Genomic DNA, 14,606 nt, shown 5'->3' with positions numbered 1-14,606 from the left:
CATAGCATAAATCAATTTCGCGGGCCCGCCGCCGATTCACCCGCCTGCAATGCAGGGTATTACTTGATCAGCAACACCGGTACGTCGGACATGGAAACCACCTTGGTCGACACCGACCCCATGAACAGGCTGGCCATGGCGGAGTGGCCCTGCGTGCCGACGGCAATTTCATCGCAGCTCATTTCCTTCGCGCAGCGCACGATGATCGCCGCCGGGTCGCCGACGAAAAGATGATATTGATACGTTATGCCGGCCGCATCGAGCATCGCCCGCGCGGACGCAATCGCTTTCATTCCTTCGTCATGGTGATATTGCTTCACCTGGGCAGCACCGATGAAGGCGCTGATATCGCCATGGAAAGGATGTTGCACATTCACCAGCTGCACCTGGTGCTGGTCTTTCGCAGCGGACGCCCGCTTGATGACATACGCAACGGCGCGCAGAGAATTCTCCGAGCCATCCACCGCCAACAGGGTTTTCAGCATGATTTTTCTCCCGCAAGCATCTCAATCGTGGCCGCCCTTGCCTGCATCGGGCGAGTCCGGTTTTTCATGTGCAATGTCTTCCATGGCGACACCGCGCCGTGTTTCGTCGCGCGCCGCGAGCCACTTGCCGAGGGCGACGACCAGGCAGGCGCCCGCGAAGGGCACGACCCAGTGCGAGGCCGGAAAGACCTGCTGCGCCCAGTCGCTGATGGCGATGTCACTGACCGCCATGCCCCCTGCCAGCCAGCCAAGCAGCGCGCCGCCGCCGGTAATGATGATGGGGAAACGATCCATCAGCGTCATGACCAGTTGGCTGCCGAGCATGATGATCGGCACGCTCACCAGCAGGCCAAAGATGACCAGTAGCTGGCTATTGTGTGCAGCGGCCGCGATGGCAACGACGTTGTCCAGGCTCATCACCACGTCGGCAAGGATGATGGTCTTGACCGCATCCCAGAGCGTGTCGCCGGCCCGGATGTCGCTATCACCCTCCTCTTCCGGCCGCAACAGCTTGACGCCGATCCACATCAGCAGTGCGCCGCCGAGGACTTTCAGGTAGGGAATCGCCAGCAGTGCGACTGCGAAAAAAATCAGCACGACGCGCAAGCCGATGGCACCGGCCATGCCCCAGAGGATGCCGAGCCTGCGCTGGTGCGCCGGCAACCTGCGGCATGCGAGGCCGATGACCACCGCGTTGTCTCCGCTGAGGACGATATCAATGAGAATGATCTGCAGGGTGGCAACCCCGAATTGTGCTGCGCCGAATTCCATGACTATCCTGGATGACCGATGAATGTTCCCATGACCGGGGCGGAAGCTGGCGTCGCCGCCATGCAGTCAATGGACATGGGAACGATCACGCCAGCAAAAGTGCCGCCGGGGCTGACTGGGACTGATTGACCCTGATTATTGCCGCTTTGTTCACGCAGAGCAATGTCAGGTTTGCCTCTGCATCAACATTGCGAAGAATACCCGGTGAGGCTTTCAATTGGCTGTCGACGAAATAAGACCGCCGGCATGCAGTGACGCAGATGGCGGCGGCCTGTTGACGACACAACGAACGGTTCCTGCTGTACGCGGGAGCCGGCTGGCACGAGGTTCAGAATTCTTCCCACTCGTTACTGTTGCGCACCTGTGCGAGGGCAGGATTCGGCCTGGCGACCGGCTTCACAGCAGGCTTCGCCCGCGTGCCTTGGCGGGTCGCCATCAAGCTTTCTGCCTTTGGCGCAGCAACAGTCTGGCGGGATGGCGCCTGCCCGGCATCGAGCTTGAAGACCGAGACCGCCTGCGCCAGCAGGCCTGCCTGCTGCTGCATGGTTTGCGCGGAGGCGGCTGCCTGTTCCACCAGGGCGGCGTTCTGCTGCGTCATTTCATCCATCTGGGCAATCGCGCGGTTCAACTCCTCGATGCCGCCGCTCTGTTCCTGGCTGGCCGCGGTGATTTCGCCCATGATGTCGGCCACATGCTTGACCGAGCTGACGATCTCGCCCATCGTCCTTCCCGCCTCATCCACCAGCTTGCTGCCGGCATCGACTTTCTCCACCGAATCGCCGATCAGTTCCTTGATTTCCTTCGCGGCAGCCGCCGAACGCTGTGCCAGTGTGCGCACTTCAGCCGCCACTACGGCAAAACCGCGTCCCTGCTCGCCGGCGCGCGCCGCTTCCACTGCCGCATTGAGCGCGAGAATGTTGGTCTGGAAAGCGATGCCGTCGATCACGGCAATGATGTCGACAATCTTGCGCGAGCTGTCCTTGATCGAACCCATCGTCTCGACCACCTGGCCGACCACCTGCCCACCGCGCATCGCCACATCGGAAGCCGATACCACCAACTGGTTCGCCTGCCGCGCATTGTCGGCGTTCTGCCGCACCGTGGTGGTCAGTTCTTCCATGGAAGAAGCCGTTTCCTGCAGCGAGCCCGCCTGCGACTCGGTGCGCGCGGAGAGGTCGGCATTGCCGCTCGCGATCTCGCGCGAGCCCGTGTCGATCATCGATGCGCCATCGCGCACATTCGCGATCATGGAGGAAAGCTGCATCTTCATTTCGCCGACCTGCCGCAGGATGAAGCCCAGCTCATCCTTCGAACGCGCTTCCGGATCCGGCCCCAGGTCACCGCCATGCATGCGCTTGACCGAGGCTTCCAGCATGCCGAGATTGGAACGGAAGGCGGTATAGAACGCGAGCAGGAAATAGGCAGCCAGCAAGGCTGCCAGCACGATGGGAACAAGGAAGAGGAGTTGCCGCTGGCGCAAGCTGCCCTGGCGCGTGGCAAGCAGTGTTTCGAGGCTGTTCGATGCCTCCTCGGCAAGCTTGAACAAGCCGTCCGTTGCCTGCCCGGTCTTGTCGAGATAATCACGTGACGGCAACTGGAAGATCGGGCTGTTCGACAGGTCGCCTGCATGCGAATTCAGCATTTCCTGTAGCGCATCCAGATGCTTGCGCGCATTGCCAAGATCCTTGCCCAATGCCGGATTCTGCGCGACGGCAGCATCGATATCGGCGGCCGCGTCGGCCATCGAACGCTTCGCGAGCACCCCAAGCTCTGATGCCTTGCGCGCTTCCTGCAGCGTGATTTCCTTGCGTGCGATTGCACCGGCGGTGAGACTGCGGATGTCGTCCAGGTCGGCGGCCAGTGTCACCAGGGACGAGGTGACGGCATTCATCAGGTAGAAGGAATCCACGTCCGGATCCATTGCCAGGTTCGAATGGGTGGCGGCCTGCTTGATATGCTTCTGCAGTTCCGCCACAAATTTCCTGTAAGCGGGATCCATCGCTTCGCCAGTCGTTTTCTGCGTCTGCTCCCACTGCTGCCTGATCACCTGCCACTCTTTCGATAACTCCAGATCGTCGAGCGTGTCGCGCATGGCGTCGATCTTCTTGATTTGTGCTCCGGTGCGGTTGCGCAAATCTGCGTAGGCGCTACCCAGCGCGGCGTCATTGCCGTCCTGCACCGCGTTGGCGAATGCGTGCGTGGTTTCGCCCAACCGGGTCAATTGCAGCAACTGCTGCACATAGGCGACGCCGACACGCTCCTTGGCGGCGAAGGCTGCGTTGGACATCAACTCGCGCTGCAGCATGAAGAACAGTACCAGCAGCGGGATGACTCCCATGGAGGAAATCAGCAGGGTTTTCGGAAGGAAGCGCATTCCGTTCAGCATGCCGATTGCCGGCCGCAAGATCCGTTCGCTCGTCGTTCGATCGACACTCATTTGACGTCCCTCCTGGAAAGGAATTTATGCGAAATCGCCGTTGCAATACAAAAAGTAATGCCCATCGAATCAACTTTCTGTTACCACGTTGTCCGAATTCATGGGCTTTCTCTCGATCATAAACTTGTTGCCGTGCGGCATCTATTGTGTCTTTCACGTAGCATGGCTGTCGTCAAAATCCATCGCGAAAACCACGCAAAAAACAACAAGGCTGGCGTTATATGCAATAAAAAAGGCGCGCCCGCAGACGCGCCTCGATCTATTTCAGAACAAGCAGCTAGGTCTAGAACACCAGGTTAGGCAGCCAGAGCGAAAGTTGCGGCACATAGGTGATGAGCAACAGGAATGCGATCATCGTCAGCAGCCACGGCATCACTGCCACCGTGAGCTCCGTAATGCCCATCTTCGTGATCCCCGATGCCACATACAGGTTCAGGCCGACAGGCGGATGGCACATGCCGACTTCCATGTTCACCGTCATGATGATGCCGAAGTGAACCGGGTCGATGCCCAGCGCCGAAGCCACCGGGAACAGGATCGGTGCCATGATCAGCGTGATCGAAGACGGCTCCATCACGTTACCTGCAAGCAGCAGCAGGATGTTCACCACCAGCAGGAAGCTGACCGGACCAAAGCCCTTGTCCATGATCCAGCCCGCCATGGCTTGCGGAATGTTTTCATGCGTCATCAGGTAGGAGAACAGCACCGCGTTGGTGATGATGTACAGCAGCATCGCCGACATCGACGCCGAGTCCAACAGGACCTTCGGCACCTGGCTGAGCTTCAGGTCCTTGTAGACGAACACGGCGATGACGAAGGCATACACGGCGGACATGGCCGCGGCTTCCGTCGGCGTGAAGACGCCGGTGTAGATGCCGCCCATCACGATCACGATCAGCAGCAGGCCCCAGGCGCTCTTGCGGAACGCGGCCATACGCTCTGCCCAGGTCGAGCGCTTCATGCGCGGATAATTCTTCTTGCGTGCCAGCGCCCAGGTGGTCAGACCCAGCATGGATGCCAGTATCAGGCCAGGCACCACGCCGGCCATGAAGAGCTTGCCGACGGAGGTGTTGGTCGAGACGGAATACATCACCATCACGATCGACGGCGGGATCAGGATGCCGAGCGCGCCCGAGGTGGTGATCACGCCTGCGCCGAAGCTCTTCGGATAGCCCTGCTTGACCATGGCCGGCATCAGGATCGAGCCGATCGCAACCACCGTTGCCGGCGACGAACCCGAGACGGCAGCGAACAGTGCGCATGCCACCACGCCTGCCAGTGCCAGACCGCCGTGCCAGTGACCGACCATCGACGTGGCGAAGTTGATCATGCGCCGCGCCACGCCGCCATGCGTGAGGAAGTTACCTGCCAGGATGAAGAACGGGATCGCCATGATCTCGAAATTCTCGATGCCCGTGAACAGCTTGAGCGCGACCGATTCGACCGGCACCTGCGTCATCGTGAACAGGAAGGTCAGCACGGTCAGACCGAGCGAGATGGAGACCGGCATGCCGGTCAGCATCAGCACGATCAGGAGGATGAAGATGATTGCCGCGTTCATGCTTTGCTTCCCTCGATGTCTTCGTTTTCGATACCCTCGACATGCGCGTGGTCATGCTTGGGCAGATCGCCAGTCTTGATGAAGCGCCATGCCACTTGCAGGAAGCGGAAGCACATCAGGTAGGAACCGAGCGGCACAGCGGAATACACCATCCACATGGGCAGTTCCAGCACTTCTGAAGAACTGGTGGTGTGGCTCAGGTCGCGTACGAAATTGAAGCCCAGCGTGCCGACGATGCCAGTAAACAGCGCGCCGCACATCAGGCCGATCACGATGAACTTGTTGCGCCACGGCGTGTTGAGCTTGTTGATCAGCACGTCGACACCGACGTGGATGCCGGTACGCACGCCATACGCCGCGCCAAACTTGGCCATCCACACGAACATGTAAATGGTGATCTCCTGCGCCCAGCTCGTATTGAGCGTGATGAGCCAGTCCTGCAGCCCGGGAATGACGTCCAGGCCGGAAGCGTAGCGATGCAGCACGGCGACAAAGGTCACCAGCGTCGCCGCGCCCATCAGGAAGGCGATGATCCACTCCTCCAGATGATCGAGAAATTTCATAGGTTCTCCTGTTTGGCAGAGAGGCTGCCCATGCAGCCTCCCGTTGCCCTATTTACGCGATGCGGATCATGTGTCGATCACGCAGACCCGCATGCTTGCCGCCATTCGATTACTTGAAACCCAGTGCTGCGGATTCCTTGTTGACGGCCTGGATCAGATCCTTGCCGATGCGGCCTTCCATTTCCTTCTGCACCGGTTGCAGAGCCTTGCGCCATTCAGCCTTTTCGGCATCGGTCAGGACATAGACCGTCGACTTGCCCGACTTCTTCACCGCGTCCAGCGCCTTGTCGTTTTCCTGCTGCGCGATCGCATTGGCGTACTTGGTCGCTTCCTTCATCGCACCGTCCAACTCGGTACGGATGTCGGCCGGCAGGCCGTCCCAGAACTTCTTGTTGACGATCACCGCGTAGCCCAGGTAGCCGTGGTTGGAGACGGTCACGTGCTTCTGCACTTCATGCATCTTCTGGGTGTAGAGATTGGACGGCGGGTTCTCGGTGCCGTCGACCACGCCGGTCTGCAGCGCCTGATAGACTTCGGAGAAGGCCATCACTTGCGGGTTGGCGCCGAGGGCGCGCATCTGGGCGTCCAACACTTTGGACGACTGGATGCGCATCTTCAGGCCCTTGAAGTCGGCCGGATGGTGCAACGGCTTGTTGGCGGACATGACCTTGAAGCCGTTGTCCCAGTAAGCGAGGCCGGTAATGCCCTTGGATTCCAGCTTCTGGAACAGCTGCTTGCCGATCGGGCCTTCCGTGACGCGGTACAGTACGTCCTTGCTCGGGAAAATGTACGGCAGGTCAAAGACTTCGAATTCCTTCACGCCGAGCGGACCGAACTTGGCCAGCGACGGTGCGAGCATCTGCACGGCGCCGAGTTGCAGCGCCTCCATTTCTTCCTTATCCTTGTAGAGCGTGCTGTTCGGATAGACTTCGACCTTCACGCGGCCCTTGGTTGCCTTTTCGGCAAGCTCCTTGAAACGCTCCGCAGCCTTTCCCTTAGGCGTATCGTTGGCCACCACGTGGCTGAACTTAATGACGATGGGCGCTTGCGCGAATGCGTTGCCGCTGACAATTGCCGCGACGGACAGGGCGAAAACCAGGGATTTCAGCTTCATGAATGTCTCCATTTCAATGGTGGGGAACAAGACCTTTTCGGATCTGCAAGAGTATTGTCGTCAGGCTTGCTGCCGGTCACAACTGTGGATAACCACAACTACGTCACACCTGGATCAAGCTTTTCCTGGATTAAACTAGGCCCATGCCCCGCCGCCCGAAGTTCAATTTTGTCTTTCCGTCACGCCGTCATGCGTGGCGCTGGCTGCTGCCCATCCTGCTGGTGTTCGTGTTCCTGTCAACGCTGCTCTGGCTGCCCTGGCAGACGCAGCGCATGGAAGCCAACGAGCGCCAGGAGCAGTTGATTGCGGATACATTGTGGGTGGAACAAACCATCCAGTTCCAGCTCAGCCGCGACGACGAAAGCCTGCGCCTGATCGCGACCGAGATCGGCAACCGCGCCGCGTCGGAAAAGCGGGTGCACGACCGCATCACCGCGCTGATGCGCAACAACCACGAAATCTCGCGCATCGCACAATTCGACGCGAGCGGCAACCTGGTGGTATCAACCGACGAGGCGCCGCTGTCGCTGCGCGATTACCCGGTCGAGTCGATCATGGCCGCCGACGATGCGCGCAAGTCCAGGATGCCGCGCTACAGCAGTCCGGCACGCACGAAGATCCTGTCCGGCGCGATGACGCTCGATTATCACGTCCCGATCTTCAGTGGCGAGGAATACATCGGCGATCTGGTGGCCAGCTACTCGCTGGCGAGCATCCTGAACGAGATGGTGCCGTGGTGGTTTGCGCAGGACAACGAGATCGCCATCACCGACCAGGATGACAATACGCTTGAAGCGCGCGCTGCGGGCGGCCCCGGTCGCGGCGTCTACACCCACCGCCGGCCGCTCGAACTGCCGGGCGTGACGCTGTCGCTGCGCACCAACAGCGTGAAAGGTGAACCGAAGCTGCTGCCCAGCCTGCTGGTCGCTTCCGTCATCGCGCTGTCGCTCGGACTGCTGTGGAGCCTGTATGCGCTGTGGCGCGACATCAACCGTCGCCTCGCGGCTGAAGGTGCACTGCGGCAGCAGGTCGCGTTCCGCACCGCCATGGAAAACTCGCTGATGACAGGCCTGCGCGCACGCGACCTGAACGGCCGGGTGACCTATGTCAATCCCGCCTTCTGCAAAATGGTCGGCATCCCGGCCGAGGAGTTGGTCGGCAAGTCGCCGCCCATGCCCTACTGGGCGCCTGAGGCCATGAACGAATACCAGCAGCGCTTCAGCCAGGTTCTGGCTGGACAAGTGACGCCGCAGTTCGAGACCGTCTTCCAGCGCTCCGGCGGCGAGCGCTTCCCGGTGCTGATCTTCGAGTCCCCGCTGGTCGACGACACCGGCAAGCAGACCGGCTGGATGGGATCAATCCTCGATATTTCCGACCGCAAGCAGGTGGAAGACCTAAACCGGCGTCAGCAGGAAAAGCTGCAGGCCAGCGCGCGCCTGGCGACCATGGGCGAGATTGCGTCAACCCTGGCGCATGAACTCAACCAGCCGCTCGCCGCGATTTCCAGCTACACCACCGGCGCGCTCAACATGATCAGCAACCATGCCGCGCACCCCGGCAGCCTCGACTTGGAACTGCTCAAGCCGGCGCTGGAAAAAGCCGGCACCCAGGCGCAGCGCGCCGGTCACATCATCCGCAGCGTCCATACCTTCGTGAAGCGGCGCGAGCCGAGCCGCGAGCCATTGACGGTGACCGAGCTGATCGACAGCGTCATTCCGCTGATCGAGCTGCAGGCGCATCAGTTTTTCGTGGCCATCAACACCCGCATCGAGCCGAACCTGCCAGTCGTGCTGGCCGATCGCGTGATGCTGGAACAAGTACTGCTCAACCTCACGCGCAACGCCATCGAAGCAATGCAGGAAGTCGCCCCGGAACGCCGCATCCTGCGCATCACCGCGGAGCGCGACCCCGCGCAGCGCCACACCGTCGTCATCTCCGTCATCGACAACGGCCACGGCATCTCGGCGGAGGTCGCGGAGCGTCTGTTTTCCCCCTTCTTCTCGACCAAGGCCGAAGGCATGGGCATGGGCCTGAACATCTGCCGCACCGCGGTCGAATTCCACGGCGGGACGCTCGTCCACGCCCACAATCCCGACGGCGGCACGATCTTCCGCTTCTCCTTGCCCGGTCTGATCGAATCCATCGTGCCTTCCTCGGCAGATTCGGCGATAATCACCGGAAAATAACGGCAGGCCGCGCATGGCCATGACCGGAAACCGGAACCGCCACACATGGGAATGATGAGACCATTCCCCGGCGAAACTCTGGCCATTCCGGCAACACTGAGGAAACTGGATGCTGCACATTGTCGATGACGAAGAAGTCATTCGTGACTCGCTCACGTGGCTCGCGCGTTCCCGCTCGATCGCGGCGACAGGATACGAAAGCGGCACGGCGTTCCTGGCCGCACTGGGCCAATCCAAGGGCTTCGATCCGCAAGGCGAATGCATCCTTCTCGACGTGCGCATGCCCGACATCAGCGGCGCCGCCCTGTTCGATTCGCTTACTGCCCGCGGTCTCACCCGGCGCATGCCTGTCATCTTCCTCACCGGCCACGGCGACGTGCCGATGGCAGTTGACACCCTCAAGCGCGGCGCCTTCGACTTTTTCGAAAAGCCCTTCAATGACAACAAGCTGATGGACCGCGTGCAGGAAGCGCTCGCCGCGTCGCTGGAAGCCGGAGCCGCCGATGAAGTCCAGTCGCGCCTCGCCGCGCTCTCCATCCGCGAACGCGAAGTGCTCGACCTCATCCTCGCCGGCAAGATGAACAAGGTCATCGCCGACGAACTCGGCATCAGCATGCGCACCGTCGAAGTCCACCGCGCCCACATCTTCGACAAGATGAACGTCAAGACGGCGGTGGAGTTGGCGCGTCTGCTGAAATAACTTCGGGCGTCCACGGAAAACACGGAAGACACGAAATCGACAGATGATTTCCCGTGCTCTGCCCGCCTTGGGTTGGCTAGTTGTAATCACTCCCAGATCCGCCCCGTCAGCGTCAGAGCGAGCCCACCCTCAAAAACGTTGAAAAATCTTTCCGTGTTTTTCGTGTTTTCCGTGGACAGCCCTGACGAACGCAGCAAGGCCACTCCCCTACGAGTTATCACTTACGGCAACAAAACCGGAACCCCGCTACCATTGACGTTTTCCGTGGCCTCATGTGCGCCGTTCCATGTCGATTTTTACGCTGCTCTTCCCTGACTTCGCGCTGATCCTGCTCGGCGTCCTGCTGATGCGCTTCACGGATTGGGGAACGCAATTCTGGAGCGGACTGGAAAAGCTCATCTACTTTTTCCTCTTCCCCGCACTGCTGTTCTACTCCACCTCGCGCACGGCCTTTGATTTCGGCAGCACCGGCAAGATGCTGGCGGTAGCGATCACCGGCACCTGCAGCGGCGTCGCGCTGGGCTGGCTGGCCAGGCCGTTGTTCCGCAGCCCGCCGATGATGTTCGAATCCGGCGTGCAGACCGCCTTCCGCTTCAATTCCTACATCGCGCTGGCGATCGCATCGCGCCTCGCCGGTGAACAGGGAACGTCGCTGATGGCGCTGATCATGGGCTTTGTCGTCCCGATCTGCAACATGGCGGCAGTGCATGCGCTGGTGCACAAGAATGGCGGATTGCTGGTGGAGTTGGCGAAGAATCCCTTGCTGATCGCGACTGCTTCCGGCATGGCGGTCAACCTGCTCGGCCTGCATCTGCCCGAAGTGATCGGCGCCACGCTGTCGCGCATGGGCAATGCCTCCATCGCGGTCGGTCTGATCGCCGTTGGCGCCGGCCTGCGCTTGTCGGGATTGCATGAAGCGAAAGGCATGGCGAGCTACTTCCTCGCGGTCAAACTGCTCGCGCTGCCCGCCATCGCCTACGCACTCGGACGCTGGATGGATCTGCCGCCCCTGCAACTGCAGATTGCCGTGGTGTTCTGCGCATTGCCGACCGCGTCGAGCGCCTACGTGCTTGCCACGCGCATGGGCGGCAACGGCCCCTTCGTCGCCTTCCTGATCTCGTCCGGCACCGCACTCTCAGTGCTGACCCTGCCGGTCTGGCTCGGCCTCGTGCGCTAATGCGGCGTGCTGCGCGAGCGCCCAGGCGACATGCTCGCGCACGATATCGGAAGGATGGTCCGCGCGCGAGCGCAAAGCAGCGATGATCTCCGGTGCATTGGGCATCCGGCCCGCCGCATTGCCCAGCCCCACCGCGATATTCCTGAGCCAGCGCTCATGACCGATACGCCGGATCGGACTGCCTTCCAGCCGGCGGTTGAACTCCTCCTCAGTCCACGCGAACAGCTCGACCAGCGTTGCATCGTCCAGCCCGTTGCGCACGTCGAAGTCCGGCAGCGTCGCACGTTCCGCGAACTTGTTCCATGGGCAGACGAGCTGGCAGTCGTCGCAGCCATACACGCGGTTGCCAATCAGCGGACGCAGTTCCAGTGGAATGCTGCCCTTGAGTTCGATGGTGAGATAGGAAATGCAGCGCCGCGCGTCCAGCCGGTACGGGCCGAGGATGGCCTGCGTCGGGCAGACATCGATGCAGGCCCGGCACTGGCCGCAATGCGCGTCGCCAGGCTCGTCCACCGGCAGCGGCAGGTCGGTATACAGTTCACCGAGGAAGAACATGGAGCCCGCATGACGGTTCAGCAGCAGGGTGTGCTTGCCGCGCCAGCCGATGCCGGATTTTTGCGCCAGCTCGACCTCCAGTACCGGCGCCGAATCGGTGAAAACGCGAAAACCGAAATCGCCGATTTCCTTGCGGATGCGGTCGGCCAGCTGCTGCAGGCGCGAGCGCAACACCTTGTGATAATCGCGGCCGCGCGCATACACCGAAATGGCCGCGTTCTGCGCATGGGCATTCCGCGCCTCTTCCCGGTCGCGCCAGTCGTCGCCGGCATCGTGCGGCAGGTAATTCATGCGCGCGGTGATAATACGAATGGTGCCCGGAACCAGTTCCGGCGGGCGCGCGCGCTTCATTCCGTGCGCTGCCATATAATCCATGTCGCCGTGAAGACCTGCGTCAAGCCAGTCCTGCAAGCCGGGCTCGGCATGCGACAGGTCGACATCCGCAATCCCGATTTCGGAAAAGCCCAGCTCGCGCCCCCACGCCTTGATGGACAATGCGAGTGCGGACAGATTGTGATGGGGGAAGTTCATGGCACAGCTTCTTGCAGCGCGGGCATTTTGCGCCCGCGCCAAACGCGATAAAGAATCCATTTTACGAGATGCAGCACTTCCAGACCTACCTGCACGATGAAGAAGGCACCGCCGCGCTCGGCGCCGCATTGGCGCGCGCGCTTGCGCCCGGCCTGACCATCTACCTGCACGGCGACCTTGGCGCCGGCAAGACCGCGCTCACCCGCGCCATGCTGCATGCCGCGGGCTACGCCGGCCATGTCAAGAGCCCGACCTACACGCTGGCCGAGCCCTATCGCGTCGCGCTCGGCCCTCGCCAGGTCGAGGTCATTCACTTCGATCTGTACCGCCTCGCTGGCCCCGACGAATTTCTCGATGCCGGATTCCGCGACTACTTTAATGAAAACACCGTCTGCGTGATCGAATGGCCGGAAAAAGCTGAGGGCGTGTTGCCCGCGCCAGACATCAACGTGCATTTAAGCATCTCTGGCGACGGACGTGAGATAGAATTACGAGGCTTGTCCGATCAGGGTTGTCAATGTCTCGACCGTCTGAACTTCGCACCGAACCTGTAAAACCTGCCGCGTCCTCCAGGACGCGTCGCGCCGTCCTCAAGGCCGGTGGAACGCTGCTCCTTTCCGTTTTCGCACCGCTTCCCGCACGCGCTGCGCAGATCCTTGCCGTGCGCGTCTGGCCGGCCGAAGACTATACCCGCGTCACGCTCGAGAACGACAGCAACCTCAAGGCCAGCCACTTCATCGTCAAGGATCCGGAGCGGCTGGTGGTCGACATCGAGGGCCTTGAACTCAACCCCACCCTCAAGCAGCTGGTCGCCAAAATCGAGCCGAACGACCCCTACATCAGGAATGTGCGCGTAGGCCAGAATCGCCCCAACGTGGTACGCCTGGTGTTCGACCTGAAGGAAGAAGTCAATCCGCAGGTCTTCACCCTGGCGCCAATCGGCGAATACCGGCACCGCCTGATTTTCGACCTCTATCCGGTCAATCCGCCGGATCCGATCGCCGCGCTGATCGCCAAGGGCGAATGGGGAAACGACAAGCCTGCCGACCCCACCCCGCCCGGCGCGGATGCCAGGACGGAGGCACCGCCCGCAGCCACCGCCACCCATCCTGAGGCGCAGACCGCGAAGACCGATCCAAGGGAAGACAAGCCGGCCGTCCTGACACGCATGATCACCATCGCGCTCGACCCCGGTCACGGCGGCGAGGATCCGGGAGCGATCGGCCGCGCGGGCAGCCGCGAGAAGGACGTGGTTCTGTCGATCGCCAAACGCCTCAAGGGCAAGATCGAAGGCCAGCCGAACATGCGCGTCATGCTCACGCGCGACGCCGACTATTTTGTGCCCCTGCACGTGCGGGTGCAGAAAGCCCGCAAGGTGCAGGCTGACCTGTTCGTATCAATCCATGCCGACGCGTGGATCGAATCCACCGCACGCGGCTCGTCCGTCTTCGTGCTATCGGAGAAAGGCGCGTCGTCCACCGCCGCGCGCTGGCTGGCCAACAAGGAAAACGCCGCCGACCTGATCGGTGGCGTCAACATCAAGGTGCACGACCGGCAGCTCGCCCGTGTGCTGCTCGATCTGTCCACTACCGCGCAGATCAACGACAGCCTGAAACTAGCCAAGGCCGTACTCGGCGAGATCGGCGGCATCAACCGCCTGCACAAGGCCGCGGTCGAGCAGGCGGGCTTTGCCGTACTCAAGGCGCCGGACATTCCCAGCATCCTGATCGAAACCGCCTTCATCTCGAATCCGGAAGAAGAAGCGAAACTGACCGACGACGCCTACCAGGACAAGATGGCGGATGCGGTGCTGAAAGGCATCAGGAAATATTTTGCCAAGAATCCGCCGCTGGCGAAGAACCGCATGACCTGACCGCGGTTCGGGCATCGCGCCGTATCGCATTCCGGCAAAGACTCTGCTACTCTTTTATTGTGATTCGGAAATGATTTGACCTGTTCCGGACTTTCCCGCACCTTCGTGGAAAACAAGGACAGTTTCGAAAAGGACAAGCGACATGACGCAAATGACAACAGCCAGCATCGCAGCGACGGCATCGGAGACAGATATCGCCACCAACGAATTCCTCGCCTTCACCTTGGGCAAGGAGGAATACGGTATCCATATCCTGAAAGTGCAGGAACTGCGCGGTTACGAAGAGCCGACACGCATCGCAAACGCACCGGATTTCATCAAGGGCGTAGTCAACCTGCGCGGCATCATCGTGCCGATCATCGACATGCGGATCAAGTTCAACCTCGGCACGCCGACTTATGACCAGTTCACCGTCGTGATCATCCTCAACATCGGCGGCCGCATTGTCGGCATGGTGGTGGACAGCGTGTCCGACGTGATCACGCTCTCGCCGGACCAGGTCAAGCCCGCACCCGAAATGGGAACGGCGCTCAACACCGATTATCTGATCGGCCTGGGCACCGTCGACCAGCGCATGCTGATCCTGGTCGACATCGACAAGCTCATGTCCAGTGCGGAAATGGGCCTGATCGACAAGATCGCCGCATAGTCAC

Annotated in this window: 13 protein-coding genes; 6 read left to right on the top strand and 7 right to left on the bottom strand. The window is 61.1% G+C overall.

Annotation, left to right across the window (positions count from 1 at the left end; genetic code table 11):
* Window positions 1-59: 59 nt before the first annotated feature.
* The 6 genes from VJ698_RS14220 to VJ698_RS14195 form a co-directional block, all read right to left on the bottom strand.
* On the bottom strand, window positions 60-485 hold the full coding sequence (locus tag VJ698_RS14220; protein WP_324103430.1) for a universal stress protein: 426 nt from the start codon (window positions 483-485) through the stop codon (window positions 60-62).
* A gap of 21 nt (window positions 486-506) precedes the next feature.
* Window positions 507-1,256 (bottom strand): TerC family protein, encoded by a 750-nt coding sequence (locus tag VJ698_RS14215; RefSeq protein ID WP_324103429.1) that lies wholly within the window; start codon window positions 1,254-1,256, stop codon window positions 507-509.
* 328 nt (window positions 1,257-1,584) lie between these two features.
* On the bottom strand, window positions 1,585-3,693 hold the full coding sequence (locus tag VJ698_RS14210) for a methyl-accepting chemotaxis protein (RefSeq protein ID WP_324103428.1): 2,109 nt from the start codon (window positions 3,691-3,693) through the stop codon (window positions 1,585-1,587).
* Between the two features lie 283 nt (window positions 3,694-3,976).
* A complete protein-coding gene (locus tag VJ698_RS14205) occupies window positions 3,977-5,254 on the bottom strand; it encodes a TRAP transporter large permease subunit (protein ID WP_324103427.1) in 1,278 nt (425 codons plus the stop codon).
* Entirely contained in the window at window positions 5,251-5,817 is a 567-nt protein-coding gene (locus VJ698_RS14200) for a TRAP transporter small permease (RefSeq protein WP_324103426.1), read from the bottom strand. The genes VJ698_RS14205 and VJ698_RS14200 overlap by 4 nt, the downstream gene beginning before the upstream one ends.
* A gap of 109 nt (window positions 5,818-5,926) precedes the next feature.
* Complete coding sequence (locus tag VJ698_RS14195; RefSeq protein ID WP_324103425.1) at window positions 5,927-6,931, bottom strand: TRAP transporter substrate-binding protein; 1,005 nt, start codon at window positions 6,929-6,931, stop codon at window positions 5,927-5,929.
* A 143-nt stretch (window positions 6,932-7,074) separates the two neighbouring features.
* On the opposite strand from VJ698_RS14195, the gene VJ698_RS14190 reads away from it, so the two are divergent.
* The 3 genes from VJ698_RS14190 to VJ698_RS14180 all read left to right on the top strand — a co-directional run bounded on the left by VJ698_RS14190 (window position 7,075) and on the right by VJ698_RS14180 (window position 10,994).
* On the top strand, window positions 7,075-9,117 hold the full coding sequence (locus VJ698_RS14190; protein ID WP_324103424.1) for a PAS domain S-box protein: 2,043 nt from the start codon (window positions 7,075-7,077) through the stop codon (window positions 9,115-9,117).
* 109 nt (window positions 9,118-9,226) lie between these two features.
* On the top strand, window positions 9,227-9,817 hold the full coding sequence (locus tag VJ698_RS14185) for a response regulator transcription factor (protein WP_324103423.1): 591 nt from the start codon (window positions 9,227-9,229) through the stop codon (window positions 9,815-9,817).
* Between the two features lie 286 nt (window positions 9,818-10,103).
* A complete protein-coding gene (locus tag VJ698_RS14180; RefSeq protein WP_324103422.1) occupies window positions 10,104-10,994 on the top strand; it encodes an AEC family transporter in 891 nt (296 codons plus the stop codon).
* Here VJ698_RS14180 and queG read toward each other — a convergent pair.
* Window positions 10,953-12,140, bottom strand: a complete 1,188-nt coding sequence (queG, locus tag VJ698_RS14175; RefSeq protein WP_414691159.1) for a tRNA epoxyqueuosine(34) reductase QueG — start codon at window positions 12,138-12,140, stop codon at window positions 10,953-10,955. The genes VJ698_RS14180 and queG overlap by 42 nt on opposite strands.
* A gap of 8 nt (window positions 12,141-12,148) precedes the next feature.
* Between queG and tsaE the strand changes: the two genes are divergently transcribed.
* From tsaE to VJ698_RS14160, 3 genes are all read left to right on the top strand, one after another.
* Entirely contained in the window at window positions 12,149-12,634 is a 486-nt protein-coding gene (gene tsaE, locus VJ698_RS14170) for a tRNA (adenosine(37)-N6)-threonylcarbamoyltransferase complex ATPase subunit type 1 TsaE (RefSeq protein WP_324103420.1), read from the top strand.
* Window positions 12,598-13,953 (top strand): N-acetylmuramoyl-L-alanine amidase, encoded by a 1,356-nt coding sequence (locus tag VJ698_RS14165; protein ID WP_324103419.1) that lies wholly within the window; start codon window positions 12,598-12,600, stop codon window positions 13,951-13,953. The genes tsaE and VJ698_RS14165 overlap by 37 nt, the downstream gene beginning before the upstream one ends.
* A 151-nt stretch (window positions 13,954-14,104) precedes the next feature.
* On the top strand, window positions 14,105-14,602 hold the full coding sequence (locus VJ698_RS14160; protein ID WP_324103473.1) for a chemotaxis protein CheW: 498 nt from the start codon (window positions 14,105-14,107) through the stop codon (window positions 14,600-14,602).
* Window positions 14,603-14,606: the final 4 nt, after the last annotated feature.

This window comes from Noviherbaspirillum sp. (assembly GCF_035254685.1).
Classification (GTDB): domain Bacteria; phylum Pseudomonadota; class Gammaproteobacteria; order Burkholderiales; family Burkholderiaceae_D; genus Noviherbaspirillum.
This window is presented reverse-complemented; position numbering and strand designations above follow the sequence as displayed.

What these genes read in the sequence shown, in the direction of transcription:
- VJ698_RS14185 (WP_324103423.1), top strand. Translation starts at nt 9,227, where the DNA reads ATGCTGCACATTGTCGATGACGAAGAAGTCATTCGTGACTCGCTCACG.
- VJ698_RS14210 (WP_324103428.1), bottom strand. Translation starts at nt 3,693, where the DNA reads ATGAGTGTCGATCGAACGACGAGCGAACGGATCTTGCGGCCGGCAATC.
- VJ698_RS14205 (WP_324103427.1), bottom strand. Translation starts at nt 5,254, where the DNA reads ATGAACGCGGCAATCATCTTCATCCTCCTGATCGTGCTGATGCTGACC.
- VJ698_RS14195 (WP_324103425.1), bottom strand. Translation starts at nt 6,931, where the DNA reads ATGAAGCTGAAATCCCTGGTTTTCGCCCTGTCCGTCGCGGCAATTGTC.
- VJ698_RS14160 (WP_324103473.1), top strand. Translation starts at nt 14,105, where the DNA reads ATGACAACAGCCAGCATCGCAGCGACGGCATCGGAGACAGATATCGCC.
- VJ698_RS14190 (WP_324103424.1), top strand. Translation starts at nt 7,075, where the DNA reads ATGCCCCGCCGCCCGAAGTTCAATTTTGTCTTTCCGTCACGCCGTCAT.
- VJ698_RS14220 (WP_324103430.1), bottom strand. Translation starts at nt 485, where the DNA reads ATGCTGAAAACCCTGTTGGCGGTGGATGGCTCGGAGAATTCTCTGCGC.
- tsaE (WP_324103420.1), top strand. Translation starts at nt 12,149, where the DNA reads ATGCAGCACTTCCAGACCTACCTGCACGATGAAGAAGGCACCGCCGCG.
- VJ698_RS14215 (WP_324103429.1), bottom strand. Translation starts at nt 1,256, where the DNA reads ATGGAATTCGGCGCAGCACAATTCGGGGTTGCCACCCTGCAGATCATT.
- VJ698_RS14180 (WP_324103422.1), top strand. Translation starts at nt 10,104, where the DNA reads ATGTCGATTTTTACGCTGCTCTTCCCTGACTTCGCGCTGATCCTGCTC.
- VJ698_RS14200 (WP_324103426.1), bottom strand. Translation starts at nt 5,817, where the DNA reads ATGAAATTTCTCGATCATCTGGAGGAGTGGATCATCGCCTTCCTGATG.
- VJ698_RS14165 (WP_324103419.1), top strand. Translation starts at nt 12,598, where the DNA reads ATGTCTCGACCGTCTGAACTTCGCACCGAACCTGTAAAACCTGCCGCG.
- queG (WP_414691159.1), bottom strand. Translation starts at nt 12,140, where the DNA reads ATGGATTCTTTATCGCGTTTGGCGCGGGCGCAAAATGCCCGCGCTGCA.